The following is a 25504-nucleotide window of genomic DNA, read 5'->3' as shown; positions in this document are numbered from 1 at the left end:
TAAAATCCGAACGCGGCACATTACATAGCTTGTGGATGACAGAGGTGGCGGCAGTGATCGACGGATCGGGAAAAGGGCTGGAGACGGGCATCTTGCGTTCACAAGCGGGCCGGCAGCGGGGGACGGACCCCGACAGGGGCACCTCGGTCATTACCCGGACCAAGCCGCAGACGAAGAAGCCCAGCCTTTACAGAGTTCTGCTTCTGAATGACGATTACACGCCGATGGAATTCGTGATTCATGTGCTGGAGCGTTTTTTCCAAAAGGATCGCGAGGCTGCCACCCGCGTCATGCTGCATGTGCACAACCATGGCGTTGGTGAATGCGGGGTCTTTACCTACGAGGTCGCGGAGACAAAGGTCACGCAGGTCATGGATTTCGCCCGCCAGCATCAGCATCCGCTTCAATGCGTGATGGAAAAGAATTGAGGTGAAGCTTGCCGACATTTTCGCAAAGCCTTGAGAAGTCTCTGCATCAGGCTCTGACGCTCGCCAACGAGCGGCAGCAGGAGTTTGCCACGCTCGAACACCTGTTGCTGGCGCTGCTCGAGGACAAGGACGCAGCCGCGGTGATGAAGGGATGCAACGTCGATCTCGACGTGCTGCGTGCCAGCCTCGTCGAATACATCGACACCGAACTGGCCAACCTCGTCACCGGGCATGAAGAAGATTCCAAACCGACGGCCGGCTTCCACCGGGTGATTCAGCGTGCCGTGATCCACGTCCAGTCGTCGGGTCGCGAAGAAGTGACAGGGGCGAACGTGCTCGTGGCGATTTTTGCCGAGCGCGAGAGCCATGCTGCCTATTTCCTGCAGGAACAGGAAATGACCCGCTACGATGCCGTGAACTTCATCGCGCACGGCATTGCCAAGCGCGCCGGCGGGTCGGAAAGTCGCCCGCTGCGGGGCGCCGAGGACGACCAGTCGACCATGGGACCCGATGAGGAAGGCAGGCGCAAAACGACCCAGGATGCTCTCACCGCCTACTGCATCAACCTGAACGAGAAGGCGAAATCCGGGCGCATCGATCCCTTGATCGGCCGCACCGAGGAGATCAACCGGACGATCCAGGTTCTGTGCCGCAGGTCCAAGAACAACCCGCTCTATGTCGGTGATCCCGGCGTGGGCAAGACGGCCATCGCCGAGGGCCTGGCCAAGCGGATCGTCGAGAACGACGTGCCGGAGGTTCTCTCCGACGCGACGATCTTTTCGCTCGACATGGGAACGCTGCTCGCCGGCACACGGTATCGCGGCGATTTCGAGGAGCGGCTGAAGCAGGTCGTCAAGGAGCTCGAGGAGTATCCGGGCGCCGTCCTCTTCATCGACGAGATCCACACCGTCATCGGTGCCGGCGCAACGTCCGGCGGCGCCATGGATGCCTCTAATCTCCTGAAGCCGGCGCTCTCGAACGGCGCCATCCGCTGCATCGGTTCGACCACCTACAAGGAATACCGCCAGTTCTTCGAGAAGGACCGGGCGCTCGTCCGGCGCTTCCAGAAGATCGACGTCAAGGAACCGACGATCGACGATGCCATCGCCATCATGAAGGGGCTGAAGCCCTATTTCGAGGACTTCCACAAGGTGAAGTTCTCCAATGATGCGATCAAGGCGGCGGTCGAGCTGTCGGCCCGCTACATCAACGACCGCAAGCTGCCGGACAAGGCGATCGACGTGATCGACGAGACCGGGGCGTCGCAGATGCTGCTCCCCGAGGCGCAGCGAAAGCGCAAGATCGGCGTGAAGGAGATCGAGGCGACCATCGCCACGATGGCCCGCATCCCGCCGAAGTCGGTGTCGAAGGACGACGAGGAAGTCCTCGCCCATCTCGACACGCAGCTGAAGCGGGTGGTGTATGGCCAGGACGCGGCGATCGAGGCGCTGTCGGCGACGATCAAGCTGGCGCGTGCAGGCCTGCGCGAGCCGGACAAGCCGATCGGCAGCTACCTCTTCTCCGGCCCGACCGGCGTCGGCAAGACGGAGGTCGCCAAGCAACTGGCCTCCGCCCTCGGCCTGGAACTCCTGCGCTTCGACATGTCGGAGTATATGGAGCGGCACACCGTCTCGCGGCTGATCGGCGCACCTCCCGGCTATGTCGGTTTCGACCAGGGCGGGCTCCTCACCGACGGCGTCGATCAGCATCCGCATTGCGTGTTGCTGCTCGACGAAATCGAGAAGGCTCATCCGGACCTCTTCAACATCCTGCTGCAGGTCATGGATCACGGCCGGCTCACCGACCACAACGGCAAGAAGATCGACTTCCGCAATGTCATCCTCATCATGACGACGAACGCGGGAGCGGCGGAAGGTGCACGGGCGGCGATCGGCTTCGGCTCGACACGGCGCACCGGCGACGATGTCGAGGCGATCAACAAGCTGTTCACGCCGGAATTCCGCAATCGTCTCGACGCGATCATCCCGTTCGCCGGTCTCGGCCCCGTGGAGATCAACCGCGTCGTCGAGAAGTTCGTCATGCAGCTGGAGGCCCAGCTGTCGGAGCGCGGCGTCACCTTCGAGCTTACGCCCGAGGCGGTCGTCTGGCTCGCGGACAAGGGGTATGACGAGCACATGGGCGCGCGGCCGCTGGCCCGTGTCATCCAGGAGTTCGTCAAGAAGCCGCTCGCCGACGAGGTGCTGTTCGGGAAACTGAAGAAGGGCGGTACCGTCAAGGTCACCGTCGTCGAGGACGAGAAGGGCGGCAAGAAGCTCGCCCTCGAGTCGATCGCCGACGAGAACCCCAAGTCGAAGCGTGCCGGTGCCCGGGCGAAGGTTCTGGCCGATGGCGAAGAGTTCGATGAGGACGACGACGGCGAGGACGACGAGGATGAGGGCGACGTGGCGGTCAAGACCACCAGGCGCGCATCCGTGAAGACGCCCCGCAAGACAGACTGAGCCTCGGCTCGAAAACGGCAAAGGGTCGCCCGCGAGGGCGGCCCTTTTTTGCGCGCCGACACGACGCGGTACCCGGGAATGGGACATTAGACATGAGCGCCAGCGAGGACAGCAAAGCGGAGCCCTCGGCTTATCACTGGGTCGCCAAGGGCATGCTGGGGATCTTCAGCCCGCCGGCCCTCATTCTCACCGTCTCTTTCATCGGCTTTGCGGCGCTGGCGCGCGATGCCGGCATCGACTGGCTGCAGGCGTCGTTCATGACCTTCGTCGTCTGGGCGCTCCCGGCCAAGATCATTCTCGTCGGCGCGATAACGGCCGGCATATCGCTGCCCGCAGCGGCGCTCGCCGTCGGCCTGTCGTCGGTTCGCCTGATGCCGATGGTGGTGGCCCTGCTCGCCGAAATACGGACGCCGAAGACGCGGACGATCACGCTGCTGTTCCTGTCGCATTTCGTCGCGATCACCGGCTGGGTGTTTGCGATGGAGCGGGTGGACCAGGTGCCGCGGGAACGGCGGGCGCTGTTCTTCGGCTCGTTCGCCATCCTCCTAACGGCGGTCAACACGATCGTCGTGGCTCTCGTCTTCAACCTGATGGGGCAATTGCCGGCGCTTGCGACCGGCGCGCTGGCCTTCCTGACGCCGGTCTATTTCCTGACCTCGCTGTTCGGCTCCGCGCGCGATCTGTCCGGGCGCCTGGCACTCTTTCTCGGCATCCTCTGCGTGCCGCCGGCACACTGGCTGTCGCCGGAGTTCGATCTCCTGATCGCGGGAATCGGCGGCGGTGCGCTCGCCTTCGTCATCGGGCGAACGATCGAAGCGAGGCGCTCGGCATGAGCGACCTGTCGTTCCACTCCCTCACGGCGACCTGGTGGCCGTATGTCTTCATCCTCCTCGCCGGCTGGCTGCCGACGGACATGTGGCGCTATCTCGGCGTCCTGTCGGCAAGCCGTCTCGACGACGCGTCGCCCTATGTCGCGCTGACGCGGACGGTCGCCACCGGCATGGTCGCCGCCGTCATCGGCCGGTTGGTGCTCTACCCTTCTGGATCGCTGGCGGAGATTCCGGATGCCGTGCGGATCGGCGCCCTGGCCGCCGGATTTGCCGCCTACCTCGCGGCGGGACGGCGCGTCGTCATCGGCATTCTGGTGGCGGAGGCCATCCTGGTCGGGGTGCCCTTGGCCATGGGCTGACACCTGGCTTTCAGGCCGCCGCGCGACGCGTCTCCGTCAGTCGAGGGCGGCGCGGATGAGGGCCGCCTGTTCCGCCAGCATGCCGGGATCGGCCATACCGCCGGAATGCGGGACAAGGACCACTCCCGCATAGCGGGGAATCACGTGGACATGCAGGTGGAAGACCGTCTGCCCCGCCGGCGCCTCGTTGAACTGGCTGACGAGAATACCATCGGCATCGAAGGCCTTGCGCGCGGCACGGGCGAGGCGGGCAACGCGGGGCATCAGTTGCGCAAGGGTGTCGTCGGACGCGTCGAGCAGGTTGCGTGACGGCGCCTTCGGGATGACCAGGCAATGGCCCTTCGACTGGGGCATGACATCCATGAAGGCGAGGGCGACTTCGTCCTCGAAAATTTCGTGGCGCGGGATCTCCCCCCGCAGGATTCGGGCAAAGATGTTCGTCGGATCGTAGGTTTCCGTCATCGGGCGTCTCCCTCCAGCACGTGTCCGGTCGCCGGTCTCTGACGGAACGGTTTGTCCGTCAATCCTCGCACTTTTTGAAAGGCGTGTGCTCGGCGAGAATCATCTGCCGCTTTTCGACCTCGCGCCGCTCGAATTCCAGATGGTCCTCGATCGCATCGCGAAGCCCGGGATGGCGGATGTAGTGCGCCGAATGTGTCGTCACGGGAGCGTAGCCCCGGGCGAGCTTGTGCTCGCCCTGCGCGCCGGCCTCGACCACGGCGAGCCTGTGCGCGATCGCATAGTCGATCGCCTGATGGTAGCAGACCTCGAAATGCAGGAAGGGATGCTCCTCGATGCAGCCCCAGTAGCGGCCATAAAGCGTATCGCCGCCGATGAGGTTGAGCGCGCCGGCGATGTAGCGTCCGCCGCGCCTCGCCATGACCAGGAGGATTCGCTCCGGCATGCGCTCGCCGATGAGCGAGAAGAACGTCCGGTTCAGGTAGGGGCGGCCCCATTTGCGCGCGCCGGTGTCGTTGTAGAAGTCGAAGAATGCGTCCCAGGCTTCCTCGGTGATGTCTGCGCCGGTCAGCCACTCGATCTCTATGCCGGCCGACAGGGCCTCGCGCCGTTCCTTGCGCAGCGCCTTGCGCTTGCGCGAGGCGAGGGTGTCCAGAAAATCCTCGTAGGACGCAAAGCCCTCATTGCGAAAGTGGAACTGCTGGTCGGTCCGGTGGAGGAAATCGTCCGCATCCATCGCCGCAAGGTCGACGGGCGTCAGGAACGTCGCATGCGCCGAGGAGACGCCGGTCTGGCCGACATAGGCCTTGATGCCTTCGCACAGCGCCAGCCGGCGGACGTCGGCGCCTGCGGCATTTCCCACGAGAAGCCGCGGCCCGGTTGCCGGCGTGAACGGCACGGAAATCTGCAGCTTCGGATAATACCGCCCGCCGGCACGCTCGAAGGCATCGGCCCAGCCATGGTCGAAGACGTATTCGCCCTGGCTGTGGCCCTTCAGATAGGCCGGCACAACACCGATCACCGTGCCGTCCGGATCCTCGAGGACGAGGTGCTGCGGTTGCCATCCGGTTCGACCGCCGACGCAACCGCTGTCTTCGATCAATTTCAGGAAAGCATGTGATGTAAAAGGGTTGTCGGAGAGTGTTCCAGTACTCTCGGAAGCTGCCGCCGGATCCTCCACCCGCGCCAGCCTGTCCCAGACGTCCGCCGGTATCTTGCCGATCTCGCCGGCAACACGGATGGCGAAGCCCGGCTCTGCCGCCGATCCGTCCGATGCTTCGGGCCCTTGATGCTGTGTCATGCCGGAAAGCTATCGCCCCCTTTGTGCATTGCAAGCATCACGCCTGCGGCACAAAGCCCTCGAAGGTCATCTGGTCGGCATAGGCCCGCGTCAGGGCGACCTCCTCGGGCATGCGAACCGTCCAGGTGATCACGGGTGCACGCCGCTCCGTGCGCAACCAGTCGACGAAGGTGTTGGGGAGATGGTGGACGCTGTAGGAGACGAAGCTGCAGCCGCGCTCGACCAGAGCCCTGTGCGCCGCCAGCAGTTCCGGCCGCAGGCCCTCGGCGGTCAGACCGACGGGAAGGTCGCAGCCGGCAAGCGCCTGGTCGATCAGCCAGGCGTCGAAGGACATCAGCGCCAGCGGCCCACTATACCCCGCGATCACCGGCCAGAGACCGGCGAAGAAGGCTGAGTCATCCTCGGGGCTTGTGCCCTTCATCTCCATCACCACGGGAACTTTCCCGTCGACGAAGGCGAGAAACTCGGCGACGGTCGGAATCTTCTGGTCGGTGTCGCCAAGCCTGAGATAGGAGAGTTCCTCGGCCGACCAGTCGGCGACCCGGCCCGATGCCGCGGTCAGTCGTTCCAGGGTCGGATCATGGAAGACGACCGGCACGCCGTCACGGGTCAGGCTGACATCGCACTCGATGGCATAGCCGCCGGCGATGGCGGCGGCTGCCGCCGCGAGGGTGTTCTCGATGACGGCGACATTGCCGTCGTGCAGCCCGCGGTGGGCGATCGGCTGGCGGGTGAGCCAGTCGAGGGACGTTTCGACGGCCATGGACATCACCGGATCTCGAACAGCGCTTCGATCTCGACCGCGGCATCCATCGGCAGGGCCGTGACGCCGACGGCCGAGCGGGAGTGCTTTCCGGCGTCGCCGAGGATGGCGACGAGGAAGTCGGACGCCCCGTTGGCGACCTTGTGCTGCTCGGTGAAGTCGGGGCTAGAGGCGACGAAGACGGTGAGTTTCAGGAGCCGGACGATGCGGGTGAGGTCGCCGCCGAGGGCGGCCTTTGCCTGCGCCAGGATATTGATCGCGCAGTAACGTGCCGCCGCCTGGCCGTCGTCGAGCGTCACGTCGACGCCGAGTTTGCCCGTCACCGCGACCTTGCCGCCATCGATCGGCAGCTGGCCGGAGGTCTGCAGCAACGAGCCGAAGACGACATAAGGCACGTAGTTCGCTGCGGGGGCGGCTGCGACGGGCAACACCACGCCGGCGTTGGAGAGACGGGTATCGATGGCGTCAGTCATGAATTGTCCTTTGTTCGCTGGAATGTGACAATGCGAAAGAACCGGGATCGCAAGGAGTGTTGTCCTGGCCTGCGAACCGTTTCGAGAGAGCTCCCGCATGATGTCCCGCAGTTTGATCGTCATGGCAACGCTTTCGGCATCGGCAGCCCATGCTGCCATGCCGCTGGCGCCGCATCAGGCCGTCTACAATCTCAGCCTGGCTTCCGAATCAAGCGGGATCGTCTCGGCCGAAGGCAGAATTGCCATGGTGCTGAAAACGGACAAGTGCGGCGTCTACGATCTGGACTACCGCTTCGTCGCCCGTTTCCAGCAGGAGGAAGAGATCACCCTGACGGATCAGCAGACGAACTCGACCGAGAACCGTGCCGGCACCGAGTTTGAATTCTCGACCAAGACCTTCGTCGACGGATCGCCGGAAAAGGAGATTCGGGGCGAGGCGCGTCATGACGGGGATGCCACGAGGGTCTCGATGCAGGCGCCGGTTGCGCGAAGCTTCGACCTGCCGCGCTCGGCCTTTCCGATGCAGCATACCGCCGAACTCATCGCGAAGGCCGAGGCCGGCGAGCGGATCGTCGAGACGAAACTGTTCGACGGCGACGACGATTCCGAAAAGCTCCTGACCAGTACGTCGATCATCACACCACATGTGCCGGCAGCACCGGGTGCCGAGGCCGGAACACCCGCAGAGACGGCGCCCAGCACCACGGTTCCGGGCGGTGCCTCGCCTGGATCAGCCGCCGACGCGTCGCCCAAGCGGGCGCCGCAGGGAGCGGGGGAAACTGCTCCCGACAAGGACCCGGCTGCAATGGCCGAGACGCGGGCTCCCGCGTCCGACATCCGTCAACGTCTGTCCGGGCTGAAATCCTGGAAGATCGCCGAATCCTATTACAACAGCGACAGCGATCCGGACGGCATGCCGATCTTCCAGACGAGCTACGTCCTCTACGAGAACGGCGTCTCCGACGATCTGCGCCTCGATTTCGGCACCTATGTCTTCACCGGCTCGTTGAGCCAGCTCGACCTCTTCGACGCGACACGCTGCGAATAGAGGCAAAAGTCGGCAAAGTCCGGCGACGGCCGTCCCTCCAAACGCCTTTTGTGACGCTCCTGCTGCAGGCGCGCTCCGGGTCGCCGAAGCACTTTGACCTTGCCCGAAGGCGCATGAAGGTGTATGGGCGCGGTCATTCCACACACGGAATTCGGGACTGACGGTCGACTTTCCTCGCCTGTCCGGTCCCACCGGTGGCAGCCATCCGGCTGCTTCTTTTCCGTGGAGGCTCAACCGGTAAAAGGGAAAATACCATGGCATTGCCAGATTATTCCATGCGTCAGCTGCTCGAAGCAGGCGTCCATTTCGGCCACCAGACCCATCGCTGGAATCCGAAGATGGCGCCGTTCATCTTCGGCTCGCGCAACAACATCCACATTCTCGATCTCGCCCAGACGGTGCCGCTGCTGCACACCGCGCTGAAGGCGGTCTCGGACACCGTCGCCCGCGGCGGCCGCGTCCTCTTCGTCGGCACCAAGCGCCAGGCCTCGGACATCATCGCCGATGCCGCGCAGCGTTCGGCCCAGTATTACGTCAATGCCCGCTGGCTCGGCGGCATGCTGACCAACTGGAAGACGATCTCGAACTCGATCCAGCGCCTGCGCAAGCTCGACGAGATGCTGTCGGGCGAAGCCCACGGCTTCACCAAGAAGGAGCGTCTGACGCTTCAGCGCGAGCGCGACAAGCTCGATCGGGCGCTGGGTGGCATCAAGGACATGGGCGGCGTGCCGGACATGATCTTCATCATCGACACCAACAAGGAAGCCATCGCGATCGAGGAAGCCAAGCGCCTCCACATCCCGGTGGTCGCCGTGATCGATTCGAACTGCAACCCGAACCCGATCGACTTCCCGATCCCCGGCAATGACGATGCGGCCCGCGCGATCACGCTCTACTGCGACCTGATCGCCAAGGCCTGCCTCGACGGCATCGGCCGCCAGGCGGGCGCCATGGGCGTCGACATCGGCGCGATGGCGGACGCTCCGGCCGAAGAAATCGGCGAAGTCTCCATGCCCGACCAGTCGGCGCCCGAGACCGATGTCGCTGCCGAAGCGACGGCCGCTGCCGAGCCGGAAGTCCAGCCGGCCGCTTGACGGCTGCAGCCGCCTCCGGCGGCTCCCGCTGACCGGACGGCGTAATCGCGCCGTCACAATTACGGCGCACCTCTCGTCTGGCGACAGGGGTGCGCATGTTTCATTTCCAAGAGGCTGACCGATGACCGTTACCGCCGCGATGGTGAAAGAGCTGCGCGAAAAATCCGGCGCAGGCATGATGGACTGCAAGACCGCCCTTTCCGAGAATGCCGGTGACATGGAAGCCGCGATCGACTGGCTGCGTGCCAAGGGCATTTCCAAGGCCGACAAGAAGTCCGGCCGGACCGCCGCGGAAGGCCTGATCGGCGCCGCGTCGAACGGCAACGAGGCAATCGTCGTCGAGGTCAATTCCGAGACCGATTTCGTCGCCCGCAACGACGCCTTCCAGGCGATCGTGCGCAATGTGGCCACTGTCGGCCTGCCGACGGACGGCTCGCTCGAAGCGGTCGCCGGGGCGACCTATCCCGGCTCCTCGAAGACCGTCGCCGAGACGATCACCGAGGCTGTCGGCACGATCGGCGAGAACATGGCCCTGCGCCGCACCGCCAAGCTGACGGTCGGCGAGGGTGTGGTTGCAACCTACATCCACAACCAGATCTCCGAAGGTCTCGGCAAGATGGGCGTGCTCGTCGCGCTTGAATCGACCGGCGACAAGGCCGCGCTTCTCGCCTTCGGCCGCCAGGTCGCCATGCATGTCGCCGCGACCAACCCGCTGGCTCTGACCGCCGCCGAAGTCGACCAGGCGACGGCCGATCGCGAAAAGGCGATCTTCGTCGAGCAGGCCCGCGAGTCGGGCAAGCCCGAAGCCATCATCGAGAAGATGGTCGAGGGCCGGATGCGCAAGTTCTACGAGGAAGTCGTCCTTCTCAGCCAGGCCTTCGTCATCAATCCCGACCTCACGGTCGAGAAGGCGCTGAAGGAAGCCGAGAAGGATTTCGGCGCTCCGGCGACGATCACCGGCTTCGTGCGCTTCGCCCTCGGCGAGGGCGTCGAGCGCGAGACCTCCGATTTCGCTGCCGAAGTTGCGGCCTACGCCGGCAAGAAGTAACACACCGAAAGACAAAGCGGTCCGGGAGGGGCGTCCGCGTGACAAGCGGACGCCCTTATTGTATCGCAGGCCGAAATGCCAGGGAACGACATTTGATGATGCCAGCCATCCGTTTCAAACGCGTGCTCCTGAAAGTCTCGGGCGAGGCCCTCATGGGCAGCCAGGGTTTCGGCATCGACGTCACCGTGGTCGACCGCATTGCGGGAGATATCCTCGAAGCCAGGCAGATGGGCGCCGACATTTCCGTCGTCATCGGCGGCGGCAACATCTTCCGGGGCGTCGCAGTGGCGTCCAAGGGCGGCGACCGCGTGACCGGCGACCACATGGGCATGCTGGCGACCGTCATCAACGCGCTGGCCCTGCGTACGTCGCTCCTGAAGATCGGCGTCGAATCGATCGTTTTGTCGGCCATCGCCATGCCTGAGATCTGTGAGAGCTTTTCTCAGCGCGGCGCGCTCGCGCATGCGGACGCGGGCAGGGTGGTGATCTTCGCCGGCGGCACCGGCAACCCCTTCTTCACCACCGATTCGGCCGCGGCCCTGCGTGCCGCCGAGATGGGTGCCGAAGCGCTGTTCAAGGGCACCCAGGTCGACGGCATCTATACGGCCGATCCCAAGACCGATCCGACCGCCGAGCGCTTCGAGCAGCTGACCCACGGCGAGGTGCTCCAGCGGGGCCTCGCGGTCATGGACGTTGCGGCCGTGGCGCTCGCGCGCGAGAATCACATTCCGATTGTCGTCTTTTCCATTCACGAACAGGGCGAGTTCGCCCGTATTCTTTCGGGTGCCGGCCGCGCCACGATCGTGACGGACTGAGACGCGAAGAGAAACGAAGGAAGCAGCATGGCGGATTTTGACTTCACCGAACTGAAACGTCGCATGGATGGCGCGATCAACGCCCTCCAGCACGATCTGTCGGGTCTTCGGACAGGCCGCGCTTCGGCAAGCCTTCTCGACCCGATCACGGTCGACGCCTACGGCACGCAGACCCCTTTGAACCAGCTGGCGAACGTTTCCGTGCCCGAGCCGCGCATGCTGTCGGTCTCCGTCTGGGACAAGAGCATGGTCGGCAAGGTCGAGCGCGCCATTCGCGACAGCCATCTCGGTCTCAACCCCATCACCGACGGGGCCACACTCCGGATTCCCTTGCCCGAGCTCAACGAGCAGCGTCGCAAGGAACTGGTCAAGGTCGCCCATACCTATGGCGAGAATGCCCGCATTGCGGCGCGCCATGTGCGCCGCGACGGCATGGAGACGCTGAAAAGGATGGAGAAGGACGGCGATATCGGTCAGGATGACAGCCGGCAGATGTCCGACCGCGTCCAGAAGATGACGGACGAGACCATTTCCGAGATCGACCGCTCCCTGTCGGCTAAGGAAGCCGAAATCATGCAGGTCTAGACTGCAGCTACCGATGCCGCCGGATCCGCCGACGGTCTGCCAGAGAACGAGGCACGCCCGTGCGCCTTCCCCAACACGTCGCGATCATCATGGACGGCAACGGCCGCTGGGCGAAGGCGCGCGGTCTGCCGCGCACCGTCGGCCATCGCCGTGGCGTCGAGGCAGTCCGGGAAGCCGTCCGCACTGCAGGCGCGCTGGGCATCCGCTACCTGACGCTGTTTGCCTTTTCATCCGAGAACTGGCGACGGCCGGCGCAGGAGGTGGACGAGCTGATGGGGCTTCTGAAGCTCTTCATCCGACGTGATCTCGCCGATCTCCACAAGGAGGGCGTGCGCGTGCGGGTGATTGGCGGGCGGGACAACCTCAGCCCCGACATCCGCGCGCTTCTCGAAGAGGCGGAGAATCTCACCCGCGACAACGACACCACGACGCTGGTGATCGCCTTCAACTACGGCGCACGCGAGGAAGTGACGCGCGCCGTCAAGCGGATCGCGGTCAAGCTCGCGTCCGGCGAGGTCTCCGCCGACGCGGTGACCGCCGAGTTTCTCGACGGTCACATGGACACGGCCGGAATTCCCGATCCCGACCTCATCATCCGCACCAGCGGAGAACTTCGCCTGTCGAACTTTCTGCTCTGGCAGGCCGCCTATTCCGAATTCGTCTTCATGCCCTGCCTCTGGCCGGACTTCGACCGGAAGGCCTTCGAGGAAGCACTGGAGGATTTCGCCGGACGGGAACGCCGGTTCGGCGATGTCTCGCGCGACATAGCGTCCTGAGGTGACGCCGGATTCTCCCCCGATGAGCATCCAGAGCGTTCCGTCGCCTCGCTCGCAATCCTGGACCGACCTGCGTGTCCGTCTGATGTCGGCCGTGGTGCTGGGTTGCGTCGTGCTCGCGATCGCCATGATCGGCGGCGTTCTTTTCCGTCTCCTGTGCTGCGCGGCGGCCATCGTGGTCTTCGAGGAGTGGTCGAAGATGACGCGCGCGCGCCGCGCCGGCCCGCTCTTCAAGCTGGCGCGCCGGTCGCTGCTCTTCGGCCTGTTCGCCTTCCTTCTCGGCGCCAATGCCGCGGCCCTCGCGATCGTCGTTGTCGCCGGTGCCTTCATCGCTTTCGTCGACCGCCGCGAGCATCGCGCCGACTGGGTCCTCGGTGGCCTTGCCTATGCCAGCCTCGCCGGATTTGCGCCGGGCATGTTGCGGGCCGACGATGCGGCGGGTCTTGCCGTCCTGGGGCTCGTCATCACCGTCGTGTGGTCGAGCGACATCTTTGCATACTTCACGGGGAGGGCGCTGGGCGGCCCGAAGATCATGCCCTCCGTCTCGCCGAAGAAGACCATTTCCGGATGCCTCGGCGGACTGGTCGCCGGCGTCTTCCTCGGAACCCTCTTCGCCGTCGCCGTCACCGGCGAGCTGCACGTCTGGATGCTTTTCCTGACGGCTTGCCTGTCGATCCTCGGACAGGCGGGAGATCTGTTCGAGTCCTGGATCAAGCGGCATTTCGGCGTCAAGGATTCCGGGAGGATCATTCCGGGCCACGGCGGGCTGATGGACCGGATCGATGCCTTGATCGTGGCGCTTTCTGCCGCTTGGATCGTCGGCATGGTGTCGAACGGGCTTGATCACCCGGCCCAGGCGATATTCCGCCTGTAAGGGCCGCCGCCTGTCGACCTGCTGGTATGATCCGGTCGGTTGATGGAGTAGTGCTGCCGGGGGCAGTTCTCCACGTTCTGCATTTTGTGCCCAGGGCGGCACGCTCTCGAGGGTTTTCAGATGGACGTCTCGTCCTTTTTTGCCATGATCTGGGACTCGGCCCTGATCAAGATCGTGCCATTCCTTTTCGTTCTCACGGTCATCGTCTTCTTCCACGAGCTGGGACATTTCCTGGTCGGCCGCCTTTGTGGGATCAGGGTTCTCGCCTTCTCCGTCGGCTTCGGCCCGGAACTCGTCGGCTTCAACGACAGCCACGGCACGCGTTGGAAATTCTGCGCCATTCCGCTGGGCGGCTACGTGAAGTTTCTGGGCGACGAGAACGTCGCCTCTACCCCCGATCGCGCTGCCGTCGAGAAGATGGACGACGCAGAGAGAAGCATGGCTTTCCCCGCCAAGAGCGTCGGTCGGCGCGCCGCCACTGTCGCCGCGGGGCCGATTGCGAACTTCATCCTCGCCATCGCGATCTTCGCGGGCGTCGCCTACTTCAATGGCCGGGTCGTCGGAGATCCGGTCGTCGCCGAGGTTCGAGCCGAGTCGCCGGCGGCCGAGGCGGGGGTTCTGGCCGGCGACCGGATCGTCGCGCTGGACGGAAACCCGGTCGCCTATTTCAGCGACATCCTGGAATATGTGTCGACGCGGGCCGACGTGCCGATCGCGGTAGAGGTCGAGAGGGCCGGGGGGCGCGTCACGCTGCAGGTGACGCCACGGACCGTCACGCAGACCGATGGGTTCGGCAACGAGATCAAGGGCCCGCTGATGGGGCTGGTCGCGACGCGTGAAAGCGCGGCCTTCAGGACCGAGAAACTGTCGGCCCTCCAGTCGATCCGCTACGGAGCCGAACAGACCTGGTTCTTCACCCACCACACCGCGTCCTTCATCGGCGGCATCTTCACGGGCAACCAGGGCGCCGAGCAGATCGGCGGCCCGATCAGAATCGCCGGGATCTCCAGCCAGGTCGCGACGCTTGGTTTCAGCGCGATCCTGATCCTGGCCGCACAGCTGTCGATATCGATCGGCCTTCTCAACCTCGTTCCCATTCCGATGCTCGATGGCGGCCATCTCCTCTTCTACGCCTTCGAGGCCTTGCGCGGCCGCCCGCTCAGCGAGAAGGTGCAGGAAGTGGGTTTTCGCATTGGAATCGTGCTTGTTTTATCTTTGATGCTGTTCGCCGTCTGGAACGACATAACGTGGCTGACGTGATCGCCCCGAGGGCATTTGCCCCGGTAAGAAAGCGTTGACCATATCGGACCGATCAGTGGCTGGTGCGCAACGGTTTTCCGATTCCTAAACTGAATCGGTCCAGTTTGCTTGAACGCGCTTACAAAGCCGGTAAAAGGCATGGATGCATGGTGCCAAGCTGGTGTCCGTGCGGCATAATGACAAAAAGGTGGTGAGGCCTATGACGGCTGGATCAAAGCTTCTTCGAGCCGCATCGGCGTTGGCGCTTTCCTCGACTTTGCTGACGACGACGCTTGGCGTGCAGCTGGCCATGGTTGCGCCGGCGCATGCCGCCGTGGTCAATCGCATCGAGGTCAGAGGCAATCAGCGGGTCGAGGCAGATACGATCCGGGGCCTCCTCGCCATTCGCACGGGACAGAACATCGGCGATGCCGAAATCGACGAGGGCGTTCGCAAGCTCTATTCGACCGGCCTCTTTTCCGATGTGCGGATCAGCCAGGCGGGTGGTGTCGTGACCGTCAGCGTCGACGAGAACCAGATCGTCAACCAGGTTCTTTTCCAGGGCAATTCCAAGCTCAAGGACGAGCAGCTCGGGGCTTCCGTGCAGACCCAGTCGCGCGGCGCCTATTCCACGGCGACCGCGGAAGCGGATGTCACCGCGATCCGCGACGCCTACGTCAAGATCGGCCGCAGCGACGCCACGGTCTCGGTCCGCACGCTTCCGGTCGAGAACAACCGCGTCAACGTGGTGTTCGATATCAACGAGGGCGACCGTACCAAGATCGGCCAGATCAACTTCGTCGGCAACAACGCCTTTGGCGACGGCCGGCTGAAGGAAGTCATCGCATTGCGCGAGTCGGGCCTTCTCAGCTTCATCCAGCGCAACGACGTCTACAGCGAGGATCGCCTCCGGGCCGACGAAGAGACGTTGCGTCGTTTCTATTACAACCGCGGCTATGCCGATTTCCGCATCGTCTCCTCGTCGGCGGAACTCGACGCGAGCCAGAACACCTACGCCGTGACCTTCACCGTCGAGGAGGGCGAGCGCTACACCTACGGCAACATCAACGTGGAATCGAGCATTCCCGGCGTCGATGCCGAAGCGCTGAAGCGTGAAGTGAAGACCGAGGCGGGCGATGTCTACAACGCCGAGCAGGTCGAGAAGTCGCTGGTGGCGGTGACGAACAAGGTGGCCGAGAACGGCTACGCCTTCGCCCAGGTCACGCCCCGCGGCAACCGCGACTTCAACAATCGCACGATCTCGATCGACTACGTCATCGACCAGGGCCAGCGCGCCTACATCGAGCGGCTCGACATCCGCGGCAACACCAAGACGCGTGACTACGTCATCCGGCGCGAATTCGACGTGTCCGAGGGCGATGCCTTCAATCAGGTTCTGGTGCAGCGCGCCAAGCAGCGGCTTGATGCCCTCGGCTTCTTCACCTCCGTCGGCATCTCCACCGCTCCGGGTTCCGAGCCGGACCGCGTCGTGGTCATCGTCGACGTCGTCGAGAAGTCGACGGGCGAGTTCTCGATCGGCGGCGGCTACACGACAGGTGGATCGAACGAGGGCCCGGTTGCCGAAATCGGCATCACCGAGCGCAACTTCCTCGGCCGTGGTCAGTTCGTGAAGGTTTCCGCGGGCTTCGGCGCTGATACGCGCAACTACCAGCTCTCGTTCACAGAGCCTTATTTCCTCGGCCGTCGCCTGGCTGCTGGTTTCGACATCTACACCTCGACCAACACCTCGGAATCCTACGACGTCGAGCGGACCGGTGGATCGCTGCGTCTCGCGGCTCCCATCACCGACGATTTGACGGCCCAGGTCGCCTACAACTTCAAGCAGGAGAAGTTCGGCGACGACGACGGTGGACGCAGAATTCAGGACGGTGCCGGCAACTACTACATCGAGACCGATAGCGGAACGCCGACGGTCATCGGTTCTGTTTCTAACGATTACGACCTTCAGAGCGGCGAGCAGTTCGTGAACGCGACCTGTGGCAGGCCAGATCCCTATGGTCTGGTGTCGGCGAACGCGACCGGTCTGGCGTCCGACTTCAGCAATGCGCCGAAGTACACCCGCTCGACGATCATCAACCAGGCGATCTGCGACAGCCCCTACACGACGTCGTCGGTTTCCTATGCGCTGACCTTCAACACGCTCGACTCCAACAAGGACCCGCGCAACGGCATCATCGCTTCCTTCGGCCAGGAAGTCGCCGGCCTCGGCGGTGATGCGAGCTTCATCAAGACGACGGCGAAGGCGTCCTACTTCCAGCAGTTGCAGGAAGAATACGACGTCGTCGGCCAGCTCAGCGTCGGTGGCGGCAATGTCACTGGCCTTGGCGACGACCTGCGGGTGTTCGACAACTTCTTCAAGGGTCAGGACATCGTTCGCGGCTTCGAGACCAAGGGCATCGGCCCGCGTCAGTTCGAGCTGGATGCCAACGGCAACACTGTCGGCGACGGCGTCGCCATCGGTGGCGAGAACTTCCTGAACGCGTCGGCCGAGGCGACGTTCCCGTTGCCGCTGGTCTCGCGCGACTTTGGCTTCCGCGGCGCGGTATTCGCCGATGCCGGAACGCTCTGGGGGACGGAATTCGCGGGGACTTCGGGCGTTGTCGGCGACGACCTCGAGATCCGTGCTTCCGCCGGTGTCGGCCTGATCTGGGCTTCGCCCTTCGGGCCGCTGCGCGTGAACTACGCCCATCCTTTCATGAAGGAAGAATACGACGAGACGCAGGAGCTTTCCTTCGGCTTCTCGACGCGGTTCTAAGGAACGGGGAGGGCGGCTTCGTCCTCCCGGCACATCATGACAGACACGCGATTCTATCCCAGGGGCGAGGGCTTGACCCTCGCCGAGCTCGCGGTCTTGTGCGAGGGCGAGCTTCGAGACGGCGCGGATGCGTCCCACCGCGTCGATGCTCTGGCACCGCTCGACGATGCCGGACCGAGCGACATCGGTTTCTTCGACAACAACAGATACGCAGGCCAGCTGGCGTCGACGCGGGCGGGCTGCGTTATTGTCGCGCGGCGCAGCGTCAGTCTGGTGCCACCCGGTATCGCCGCCCTGATCGTCAGGGATGCGGGCAGGGGTTTTGCCCTAGCAGGACGCGCCCTCTTTCCCGCCGCCTTGCTTCCTGAAGGGCTCGAAAGCGGTGCTGGAAGCGTTTCGGATCGGGCCTTCGTCGATCCCTCCGCTGTGCTGGAGGAGGGTGTCACCGTCGAGCCGCAGGCCGTCATCGGACCCCATGCGGTTATCGGCCGGGGAACGCTCATCGGCGCTGGCGCGGTGATCGGGGCAGGCTGCCATATCGGACGCGATTGCCGGATCGGCTGGCATGTGAGCGTTCAGCATTCGCTGATCGGCGACCGGGTCATCCTCCACCCCGGGGTGCGTCTCGGGCAGGATGGTTTCGGCTATTCGGCTGGCCGTGACGGCATCCTGAAGGTCGTGCAGGTCGGACGGGTCATTATCCAGGACGGCGTCGAGATCGGCGCCAACACGACGGTCGATCGGGGCGCTATCCGCGACACGGTCATCGGCGAGAACACCAAGATCGACAACCAGGTTCAGATCGGCCACAACGTTCGCGTGGGCCGCAACTGCATGATCGTTTCACAGGTCGCCTTGGCCGGCAGCGTGACGCTCGGCGACGGTGTCGTCATCGGCGGCAAGTCGGGGGTCAACAACCACGTCAGGGTGGGAGACGGGGCCCAGATCGCCGCCATCAGCAGCGTCGCCGGCGACGTGCCGCCCGGCGCACGGTGGGGCGGCGCTCCGGCGAAGCCTGTGCGCGATTGGTTCCGCGAGGTAACCTGGGTCAGTGAGATGGCGAAACTGCGCCGAGTACCGGAGGTCAGGGATGGACGAGACGACGACAACGCTTGAGAGCGTCGATATCCTCCAGATTCTCGAACTGCTGCCGCACCGCTATCCCTTCCTGATGGTCGATCGGATCGTCGGCATCGATGCGGATCTCAAGGCCATCGGCATCAAGAACGTCACCATGAACGAGCCGCATTTCCTCGGGCATTTCCCGGGTGCGCCTGTGATGCCGGGCGTTCTCATCATCGAGGGGATGGCCCAGACGGCCGGGGCGATCTGCACCATGGCCATGGGCAAGGGGACGCCGCAGCTCGTCTATTTCATGACCATCGACAATGCGAAATTCCGCCGTCCCGTCGTTCCAGGCGACCGGCTGGAGTATCATGTCGTGCAGACCAAGAAGCGCGGCAATATCTGGAAATTCGACTGCATCGCCAAGGTCGATGGGGTCAAGGTCGCCGAAGCCAGCGTCAGCGCCATGCTGGTCCCCCGCGACGCGAGCTGAACGAGGCGCAATGATGCAGATTCATCCCTCTTCGATCATCGAGGACGGCGCGGTCATTGGCGAGGGCGCCGAGATCGGTCCCTTCTGCCATCTCGGTTCGCGGGTGACCCTTGGACCCGGGGCGAAGCTCGTCTCGCATGTCGTCATCGCCGGCAACACGACGATCGGGGCGAACGTCCACATCTATCCCTTCGCCTCGCTCGGCCACGCGCCTCAGCACCTGAAATATCGCGGCGAGGATACGCGTCTTGTCATCGGCGACAATTGCCTGGTGCGCGAGAGCGTGACGATGAATCCGGGGACGGTGCAGGGGCGGTCGGAGACGACGATCGGCAACGACTGTTCGTTCTTCACCGGGGCCCACGTCGCCCATGACTGCCAGCTCGGCGCGAATGTGACGCTCATCAACAACGTCATGCTCGCCGGCCATTGCGTTATCGGCGATCACGCGACGATCGCCGGCGGCTCGGGGATCCACCAGTTCACGCGGATCGGCCACCACGCCTATATCGGCGGGCTGGCCGCGGTGGAGGGCGACGTGATTCCCTTCGGCATGGTGCTCGGCAATCGTGCCTATCTCTCGGGCCTGAACGTCATCGGCATGAAACGCGCCGGCTTCAACCGGGAGGCTGTCCGGAACGTCCGCAAGGCCTATCGCATGCTGTTCTCGGACGACCTCACCTTCCGCGAAAACATGGACGAGGTGCAGAGCGAATATCCCGATGATCCGCTCGTCCAGGATCTTCTCGGCTTCATCCGCTCCGGCGGCGACCGCGCGATCTGTTTTCCACGGCACAGCCGACCGGCGTGACGGTGACGCTGGCGATCAAGGATGCGATCGTTGCGCCACGCCATGCCGGTGAGCCGCTCGGCATCATCGCCGGCGGGGGAGACCTGCCGCGGCTGGTGGCGGAGCAGGCCCGCCTTCATGGCTGGACCCCGAAAATTCTGGCCGTCGGCGACGGGATCGGTGAGAGCTGGCTTCCCGAGGACGCCTGGCCGATGGCCTGGGGGCGTCTCGGTGACGCGTTCGCTTATCTGAAGGGGCGGAGCGTGCGCCGCCTCGTCCTGTGCGGAACGGTCTCGGTGCGTCCGGATTTCCGCTCCATCCTGCCCAGCCTGCGAACGCTTGCCATGCTGCCGCAGATCTTCCGGGTCATCCGCGGCGGCGATGACAATCTCCTGCGCGCGGCGGCCCGTGCCTTCGAGCAGCGCGGATTCGAGCTGGTGGCGGTCCAGGAGATCCTGCCGGAGCTTCTGATGCCGCCCGGCGGCGTTAGCTGCGGTGCACCCGGCCAAGATGACCGTGCGGCGCTGCGGCGAGGCTTTCAGGCGGCGGGGGTGCTCGGGGCCCTCGACGTCGGCCAGGCCGTCGTCGCCTCCAAGGACAGGGTGATCGCCCTCGAGGGAATCGAAGGCACGCGGGAGATGCTGCAGCGCGTGGCGGACCTCCGGCGTCGCGGCCGCATCGGCTCGGCCGAACACTGCGTGCTCGTGAAGGGTGTGAAGCCGGGGCAGGATTTGCGCTTCGATCTTCCGAGCATCGGCGTCTCGACGATCGAGGAGGCGGCCGAGGCTGGTCTCGTCGGCATCGGCCTCAGTGCCGGCCATGCCCTCGTCATCGGTCTCGACGACGTCACTGCCGCGGCGCGGGCGCGACGGATATTTCTGTGGGGATGGACGGACGCCGACAGCGCGAGGACGGGCCCATGAAAATCGCCTTCGTCGTCGGCGAGAATTCGAGCGACCGACTGGGTGCCGCGCTGATCCGCGGTCTGAGGAACCGCTCCGCGGAGCCCGTGGAGGTGACGGGGCTCGGGGGCGACGCCATGGCGGCGGAGGGGCTGACCAGCCTATTCGATATCGACGAGCTCTCCATCGTCGGCGTCGGCGCGGTCCTCGCGCGGCTGCCGCAGCTGGTCGGCCGCATTGGCCAGACGGTTCGGCACATCCTGGCGGAAAAACCGGACGCGCTGGTCGTGATCGATTCCTACGCGTTTTCCCATCGCGTCGCGCGGCGGGTGCGCAAGGCGCTGCCGGACCTTGCGATCGTCAACTACGTGCCACCGGCGGTCTGGGCCTATCACCCCGAGCGCTCGACGGCGATGGCGGGCTATATCGATCGCGCCATCTGCGTCTTCCCGTTTGAGCCGGCTTTCCATGCGCGCCATGGTGGGCCGCCCTCGACCTATGTCGGCCATCCCCTGATGCACGAGCCGCACCTGGCCGCGATCATGGCGCGGCTCGATTCGCTCCCGGCTCAGCCTTCGCCAGGCTCGCCGCCGACGCTGCTGATCCTTCCGGGATCGCGCAGGGGCGAGATCAACCGGCTGCTTGGGGATTTCGGCAGGACGCTCGAACTCCTCGACGCACGGCTGCCGGGCGTGCGTGCGATTCTGCCGGCCGTGCCGCGGCTGCGGGCGCTGATCGAGGAGAAGGTCGCGGACTGGCCGGTCAAGCCAGAGATCGTCACGGGCGAGGCCGAGAAATGGGCAGCCTTTGCCGCTGCCGATGCCGCGCTTGCGGCCTCCGGCACCGTTGCGCTGGAGCTTGCGCTTGCCGGCGTGCCGATGGCGCTCTGCTATCGTCTCGACCCTGTCGGCTACATCCTGCGCCATCTCATCACCGGCTGGACGGCGGCACTGCCGAACTACATCACCGACCATCCGCTGGTGCCGGAGCATTTTCACGAGTTCATCCGCCCAGAGGCGCTGGCGCGGCGGCTGCAGCGGCTCCTGACCGATACGCCGGAGCGGCGGGCGCAGGTCGAGGGTTTTCGCGATATCCGCCGGAAGATGGCGATCGACGTCGACCCGGGCGATGCGGCGGCGGCGATCGTCCTTGCGGAGATCCGCGCGCGCTCGATGGTCCTTCCGCCGCAGCCCAGTCCCTATTCGTCCTGACACGGTGCCACGGGCGGCCGGATGGGCGGCCGCGACGCGCAAGTCCGCCGCGGGCGGGCGTAAAAAAAGCCCCCGCCGAAGCGGAGGCTCTCTTGTCGCGCGGGCCGGAGCCTACAGCGAGTAGTACATGTCGAACTCGACCGGGTGCGGCGTCATTTCGAAGCGCAGCACTTCGGCCATCTTCAGTTCGATGAACGAGTCGATCTGGTCGTCGTCGAAGACGCCGCCGGCCTTCAGATAGTCGCGGTCGGCATCGAGGCTTTCCATGGCTTCGCGCAAGGAACGGCAGACGGTCGGGATCTGCTTCAGCTCTTCCGGCGGCAGGTCGTAGAGATCCTTGTCCATGGCTTCGCCTGGATGGATCTTGTTCTTGATGCCGTCGAGGCCGGCCATCAGCATGGCGGCGAAGGCGAGGTAGGGGTTCGCCATCGGGTCGGGGAAGCGGACCTCGACGCGCTTGGCCTTCGGCGACTGGCCGAAGGGGATGCGGCAGGAAGCCGAGCGGTTGCGTGCGGAATAGGCCAGCAGCACCGGCGCCTCGTAACCCGGAACCAGCCGCTTGAACGAGTTCGTCGACGGATTGGTGAAGGCGTTCAGCGACTTGGCGTGCTTGATGATGCCGCCGATGTAGAACAGCGCCGATTCCGACAGGCCGGCATATTCATTGCCGGCGAAGGCGGGCTTGCCGCCCTTCCAGATCGACTGGTGGACGTGCATGCCCGAGCCGTTGTCGCCGAAGATCGGCTTCGGCATGAAGGTCGCGGTCTTGCCATAGGCATTGGCGACCTGATGCGTGACGTATTTGAAGATCTGCATGTTGTCGGCGTTCTTCACGAGCGTGTCGAACTTGATGCCGAGCTCGTGCTGAGCTGCCGCCACCTCGTGGTGGTGCTTCTCGACGCGCACGCCCATCTCGGCCATGACGGTCAGCATTTCCGAACGGATGTCCTGGCAGGAATCGATCGGCGGCACGGGGAAATAGCCGCCCTTGACGCGCGGACGGTGGCCGAGATTGCCGGTCTCGTATTCGGCGTCGTCGTTCGACGGCAGTTCCGTCGAGTCGAGCTTGAAGCCGGTGTTGTAGGGATCGGCCTTGTAGCGCACGTCGTCGAAGATGAAGAACTCGGCCTCGGGGCCGAAATAGGCCGCGTCACCGACGCCCGACTGCTTCAGATAGGCCTCGGCCTTCTTGGCGGTGCCGCGCGGGTCGCGGTTGTAGGACTCACCCGAAATCGGGTCGAGGATGTCGCAGAGGAGGACCATCGTCGACTGCGCGAAGAAGGGGTCCATGTGCGCCGTCTCGGGATCGGGCATCAGCACCATGTCGGACTCGTTGATCGCCTTCCAGCCGGCGATCGAGGAGCCGTCGAACATCGAGCCTTCCGAGAACATGTCCTCGTCGACGATGGTCTGGTCCATCGTCACGTGCTGCATCTTGCCCTTGGGGTCGGTAAAGCGCAGGTCGACGAACTTGACGTCGTTGTCCTTGATCTGCTTCAGAATGTCATTAGCCGTCGTCATGAAGCGGTCCTTCCTGTCTGTTGATCGGGTAATCTTGAAACTTGGGTGCCGTCAGATCGCGTCGTTGCCGGCTTCACCGGTGCGAATGCGGATGGCTTCCTCGATGTTCGACACGAAGATCTTGCCGTCACCGATCCGGCCAGTCTGGGCGGCCTTGCGGATCGCTTCGACGGCTGCCGGCACTGCCTCGTCGGTGAGGACGATTTCGACCTTCACCTTGGGCAGGAAATCGACGACGTATTCGGCGCCGCGATAGAGCTCGGTATGGCCCTTCTGTCGGCCGAAACCCTTGGCCTCGGTGACGGTGATGCCCTGCAGGCCGACTTCTTGCAGCGCCTCCTTCACCTCGTCGAGCTTGAAAGGCTTGATGATCGCCTCAACCTTCTTCATCGAATGTCCTTCTCGACGTTGTCCCGCCGCGGGCAAAGCCCAGCGAGCCCTCGGATGCAGGTGCCATGCCAAGACAATACAGCGATCCGCGACGGGCGTTCGATATCCGTGTGGCACGAAACAAGCGATATGCTTTTACAGGGGTTCGAGCAACCAATGAGCAGCGGCAAGCGGGTGTGGCGAGTGAGTTGACAGGAAAAACCGCCATTTTGGCAGGAAAGATGGCGGCGGGATCCTCGGAGCGTGGGTCCACGACGGAAGTTCAAGCGCCGGGGATCACGAAATGAGCGACCAGTACCGAGATTCTTCCGGGTCGCTGTTGCTGGATCCGGCCGAGATGGGGGAGGCGGACCGACTGACCTTCCAGGCGGGAACACCGGGCATCGTCCTGATGGAACGCGCCGGTCAGGCGGTGGCCGACGCGCTGCGCGACGCTTTTCCCGATGCCCGGCGCGTGGCGATCCTTGCCGGGCTCGGCAATAACGGCGGCGACGGCTATGTCGCCGCGCGCCTGCTGCGAGAGGCGGGACTGGCGGTGGCGGTCTTCTCCTCCGTGGCGAGCACGACCCTCAAGGGTGACGCAGCCTGGGCGGCCCAGAGCTTCGGCGGCCCCGTCGAACCGCTGGAGGCCTTCAGCGCGGACGGCGCCGACATTGTGGTCGACGCGATCTTCGGCGCCGGGCTCGACCGCCCCATATCCGAGCCGATCGCCGCCATCATCCGGGCGACGAACGCCTCCGGTGTGCCGGTGGTGGCGGTCGACCTGCCGAGCGGCATCTCCGGCCTCTCCGGTGCCGTCCTCGGCGAAGCGTTCGTCGCCGCGCTGACGGTCACCTTCTTCCGCCGCAAGCCCGGCCACTTGCTGCAGCCCGGCCGCAGCCGCTGCGGGCGCTTGGCGGTGGCCGATATCGGCATCGCCGCCGACGTGCTCGCCACCATCCGGCCGAAGACATCCGCGAACGACCCGGCACTCTGGGCCGAGGCGCGCCCAAATCCCTCTGCCTGCGGCCACAAATACGACCGCGGACATGCCGTGGTGTTTTCCGGCGGCGCGACGACCTCGGGAGCCGCGCGCCTGGCGGCGATGGCGGCACTGCGCGCGGGGGCAGGGCTCGTCACGGTCTTCGCTCCGCCCTCGGCGCTGATGGTCAATGCCGCGCATCTGACGGCGATCATGCTGCGACGCTGCGCGGACGTGGCGGCATTGCAGGGCGCCCTCGAAGACACCCGGCTTTCCATCTTCGTGCTCGGGCCCGGCTTCGGAATCTGCGAGACGGCCCGGGACTACGCCCGCGCCATCATCACCGCCGGGCGCGCGCTGGTCTTGGATGCCGATGGAATCACGGCCTTCGCCGACAACCCGGTGGCGCTGTTTTCTGTCATCGGAGAATCTGCCTCTCCGGTGGTGCTGACGCCCCACCAGGGGGAATTCGCGCGGCTGTTTCCCGATATTGCATCCGCCGTCAGTCTGTCGAAGCTGGAGAAGGTCCGTCTGGCGGCAGAGCGTTCGGGTGCCGTCGTCGTCCTCAAGGGCGCCGACACGGTCATCGCGGCGCCGGACGGGCGCGCTGCCATCAACGCAACCGGCACACCCTATCTCGCCACCGCCGGCAGCGGCGACGTATTGTGCGGCATCATCGCCGGGCTTCTGGCGCAAAAGATGCCGGCCTTCGAGGCCGCCGCGTGCGGCGTCTGGATGCACGGACGAGCCGCCGAATTGTTCGGGCCCGGCCTCATCGCCGAGGACCTGCCGGGTCTGCTGCCGGCAGTGCTGAGGGAAATGCCGGGAGCGAGCTGACGACCGCT

The 25504-nt window shown here is 64.7% G+C and carries 25 protein-coding genes; 19 read left to right on the top strand and 6 right to left on the bottom strand.

What is annotated here, in order from left to right; genetic code table 11:
* The first annotated feature begins 35 nt into the window (after positions 1-35).
* The 4 genes from clpS to Sa4125_RS11295 all read left to right on the top strand — a co-directional run bounded on the left by clpS (position 36) and on the right by Sa4125_RS11295 (position 4076).
* Entirely contained in the window at positions 36-428 is a 393-nt protein-coding gene (gene clpS / locus Sa4125_RS11310; RefSeq protein WP_224007760.1) for an ATP-dependent Clp protease adapter ClpS, read from the top strand.
* A gap of 8 nt (positions 429-436) precedes the next feature.
* Positions 437-2887, top strand: coding sequence for an ATP-dependent Clp protease ATP-binding subunit ClpA (gene clpA / locus Sa4125_RS11305; RefSeq protein ID WP_224007298.1), 2451 nt, complete (start codon positions 437-439; stop codon positions 2885-2887).
* A gap of 92 nt (positions 2888-2979) precedes the next feature.
* Positions 2980-3720, top strand: a complete 741-nt coding sequence (locus Sa4125_RS11300) for an AzlC family ABC transporter permease (RefSeq protein WP_224007296.1) — start codon at positions 2980-2982, stop codon at positions 3718-3720.
* The gene (locus Sa4125_RS11295; protein ID WP_224007294.1) at positions 3717-4076 is read left to right on the top strand and encodes an AzlD domain-containing protein; all 360 of its coding nucleotides are present in this window, start codon (positions 3717-3719) and stop codon (positions 4074-4076) included. The genes Sa4125_RS11300 and Sa4125_RS11295 overlap by 4 nt, the downstream gene beginning before the upstream one ends.
* A gap of 36 nt (positions 4077-4112) precedes the next feature.
* Here the strand turns inward: Sa4125_RS11295 and Sa4125_RS11290 are convergent, their stop codons facing one another.
* The 4 genes from Sa4125_RS11290 to Sa4125_RS11275 are packed head-to-tail and all read right to left on the bottom strand — an operon-like array spanning position 4113 to position 7071.
* Positions 4113-4538 carry an HIT domain-containing protein gene (locus Sa4125_RS11290; RefSeq protein WP_224007292.1) on the bottom strand — a complete coding sequence of 142 codons (426 nt, stop codon included), beginning with the start codon at positions 4536-4538 and terminating at the stop codon, positions 4113-4115.
* 58 nt (positions 4539-4596) lie between these two features.
* Positions 4597-5835 carry a GNAT family N-acetyltransferase gene (locus Sa4125_RS11285; protein ID WP_224007289.1) on the bottom strand — a complete coding sequence of 413 codons (1239 nt, stop codon included), beginning with the start codon at positions 5833-5835 and terminating at the stop codon, positions 4597-4599.
* Between the two features lie 37 nt (positions 5836-5872).
* Positions 5873-6598 carry a glycerophosphodiester phosphodiesterase family protein gene (locus Sa4125_RS11280; RefSeq protein ID WP_224007287.1) on the bottom strand — a complete coding sequence of 242 codons (726 nt, stop codon included), beginning with the start codon at positions 6596-6598 and terminating at the stop codon, positions 5873-5875.
* A 5-nt stretch (positions 6599-6603) separates the two neighbouring features.
* Positions 6604-7071 (bottom strand): RidA family protein, encoded by a 468-nt coding sequence (locus tag Sa4125_RS11275; protein WP_224007284.1) that lies wholly within the window; start codon positions 7069-7071, stop codon positions 6604-6606.
* A gap of 97 nt (positions 7072-7168) precedes the next feature.
* Here Sa4125_RS11275 and Sa4125_RS11270 point away from each other — a divergent pair, with 97 nt between their 5' ends.
* From Sa4125_RS11270 to lpxB, 14 genes are all read left to right on the top strand, one after another.
* Positions 7169-8119 carry a DUF1849 family protein gene (locus Sa4125_RS11270; RefSeq protein WP_224007281.1) on the top strand — a complete coding sequence of 317 codons (951 nt, stop codon included), beginning with the start codon at positions 7169-7171 and terminating at the stop codon, positions 8117-8119.
* Between the two features lie 254 nt (positions 8120-8373).
* Positions 8374-9213, top strand: a complete 840-nt coding sequence (gene rpsB, locus Sa4125_RS11265; protein ID WP_224007278.1) for a 30S ribosomal protein S2 — start codon at positions 8374-8376, stop codon at positions 9211-9213.
* A 121-nt stretch (positions 9214-9334) separates the two neighbouring features.
* Complete coding sequence (gene tsf / locus Sa4125_RS11260; protein WP_224007275.1) at positions 9335-10261, top strand: translation elongation factor Ts; 927 nt, start codon at positions 9335-9337, stop codon at positions 10259-10261.
* Positions 10262-10356: 95 nt separating this feature from the next.
* Positions 10357-11076 (top strand): UMP kinase, encoded by a 720-nt coding sequence (gene pyrH / locus Sa4125_RS11255; RefSeq protein WP_224007272.1) that lies wholly within the window; start codon positions 10357-10359, stop codon positions 11074-11076.
* Positions 11077-11103: 27 nt separating this feature from the next.
* Positions 11104-11661 carry a ribosome recycling factor gene (frr, locus tag Sa4125_RS11250; RefSeq protein WP_224007242.1) on the top strand — a complete coding sequence of 186 codons (558 nt, stop codon included), beginning with the start codon at positions 11104-11106 and terminating at the stop codon, positions 11659-11661.
* A gap of 23 nt (positions 11662-11684) precedes the next feature.
* Entirely contained in the window at positions 11685-12437 is a 753-nt protein-coding gene (locus Sa4125_RS11245) for an isoprenyl transferase (RefSeq protein ID WP_267461377.1), read from the top strand.
* A 22-nt stretch (positions 12438-12459) separates the two neighbouring features.
* On the top strand, positions 12460-13311 hold the full coding sequence (locus Sa4125_RS11240) for a phosphatidate cytidylyltransferase (protein WP_224007236.1): 852 nt from the start codon (positions 12460-12462) through the stop codon (positions 13309-13311).
* 120 nt (positions 13312-13431) lie between these two features.
* Complete coding sequence (gene rseP, locus Sa4125_RS11235) at positions 13432-14571, top strand: RIP metalloprotease RseP (protein WP_224007233.1); 1140 nt, start codon at positions 13432-13434, stop codon at positions 14569-14571.
* 199 nt (positions 14572-14770) lie between these two features.
* On the top strand, positions 14771-17326 hold the full coding sequence (gene bamA, locus Sa4125_RS11230; protein WP_224007230.1) for an outer membrane protein assembly factor BamA: 2556 nt from the start codon (positions 14771-14773) through the stop codon (positions 17324-17326).
* Between the two features lie 36 nt (positions 17327-17362).
* Positions 17363-18442 (top strand): UDP-3-O-(3-hydroxymyristoyl)glucosamine N-acyltransferase, encoded by a 1080-nt coding sequence (lpxD, locus tag Sa4125_RS11225; protein WP_224007227.1) that lies wholly within the window; start codon positions 17363-17365, stop codon positions 18440-18442.
* Positions 18417-18884 (top strand): 3-hydroxyacyl-ACP dehydratase FabZ, encoded by a 468-nt coding sequence (gene fabZ, locus Sa4125_RS11220; RefSeq protein ID WP_224007224.1) that lies wholly within the window; start codon positions 18417-18419, stop codon positions 18882-18884. The genes lpxD and fabZ overlap by 26 nt, the downstream gene beginning before the upstream one ends.
* A gap of 13 nt (positions 18885-18897) precedes the next feature.
* A complete protein-coding gene (gene lpxA, locus Sa4125_RS11215) occupies positions 18898-19695 on the top strand; it encodes an acyl-ACP--UDP-N-acetylglucosamine O-acyltransferase (RefSeq protein ID WP_224007758.1) in 798 nt (265 codons plus the stop codon).
* Positions 19692-20597 carry a UDP-2,3-diacylglucosamine diphosphatase LpxI gene (lpxI, locus tag Sa4125_RS11210; RefSeq protein ID WP_224007221.1) on the top strand — a complete coding sequence of 302 codons (906 nt, stop codon included), beginning with the start codon at positions 19692-19694 and terminating at the stop codon, positions 20595-20597. Before lpxA ends, lpxI begins: the two co-directional genes overlap by 4 nt.
* A complete protein-coding gene (gene lpxB / locus Sa4125_RS11205; RefSeq protein ID WP_224007218.1) occupies positions 20594-21787 on the top strand; it encodes a lipid-A-disaccharide synthase in 1194 nt (397 codons plus the stop codon). Before lpxI ends, lpxB begins: the two co-directional genes overlap by 4 nt.
* A 111-nt stretch (positions 21788-21898) precedes the next feature.
* Here lpxB and glnA read toward each other — a convergent pair whose 3' ends face one another.
* Positions 21899-23308, bottom strand: a complete 1410-nt coding sequence (glnA, locus tag Sa4125_RS11200; RefSeq protein ID WP_224007215.1) for a type I glutamate--ammonia ligase — start codon at positions 23306-23308, stop codon at positions 21899-21901.
* Between the two features lie 51 nt (positions 23309-23359).
* Positions 23360-23698 carry a P-II family nitrogen regulator gene (locus tag Sa4125_RS11195; RefSeq protein ID WP_188854956.1) on the bottom strand — a complete coding sequence of 113 codons (339 nt, stop codon included), beginning with the start codon at positions 23696-23698 and terminating at the stop codon, positions 23360-23362.
* 283 nt (positions 23699-23981) lie between these two features.
* Between Sa4125_RS11195 and Sa4125_RS11190 the strand changes: the two genes are divergently transcribed.
* On the top strand, positions 23982-25496 hold the full coding sequence (locus Sa4125_RS11190; protein WP_224007212.1) for an NAD(P)H-hydrate dehydratase: 1515 nt from the start codon (positions 23982-23984) through the stop codon (positions 25494-25496).
* Positions 25497-25504 lie beyond the last annotated feature (8 nt).

The sequence above is a fragment of the Aureimonas sp. SA4125 genome, assembly GCF_019973775.1.
Lineage (GTDB): Bacteria > Pseudomonadota > Alphaproteobacteria > Rhizobiales > Rhizobiaceae > Plantimonas.
Note: the sequence above shows the minus strand (reverse complement) of the source record. Positions and strands in the feature narration are given on the sequence as shown.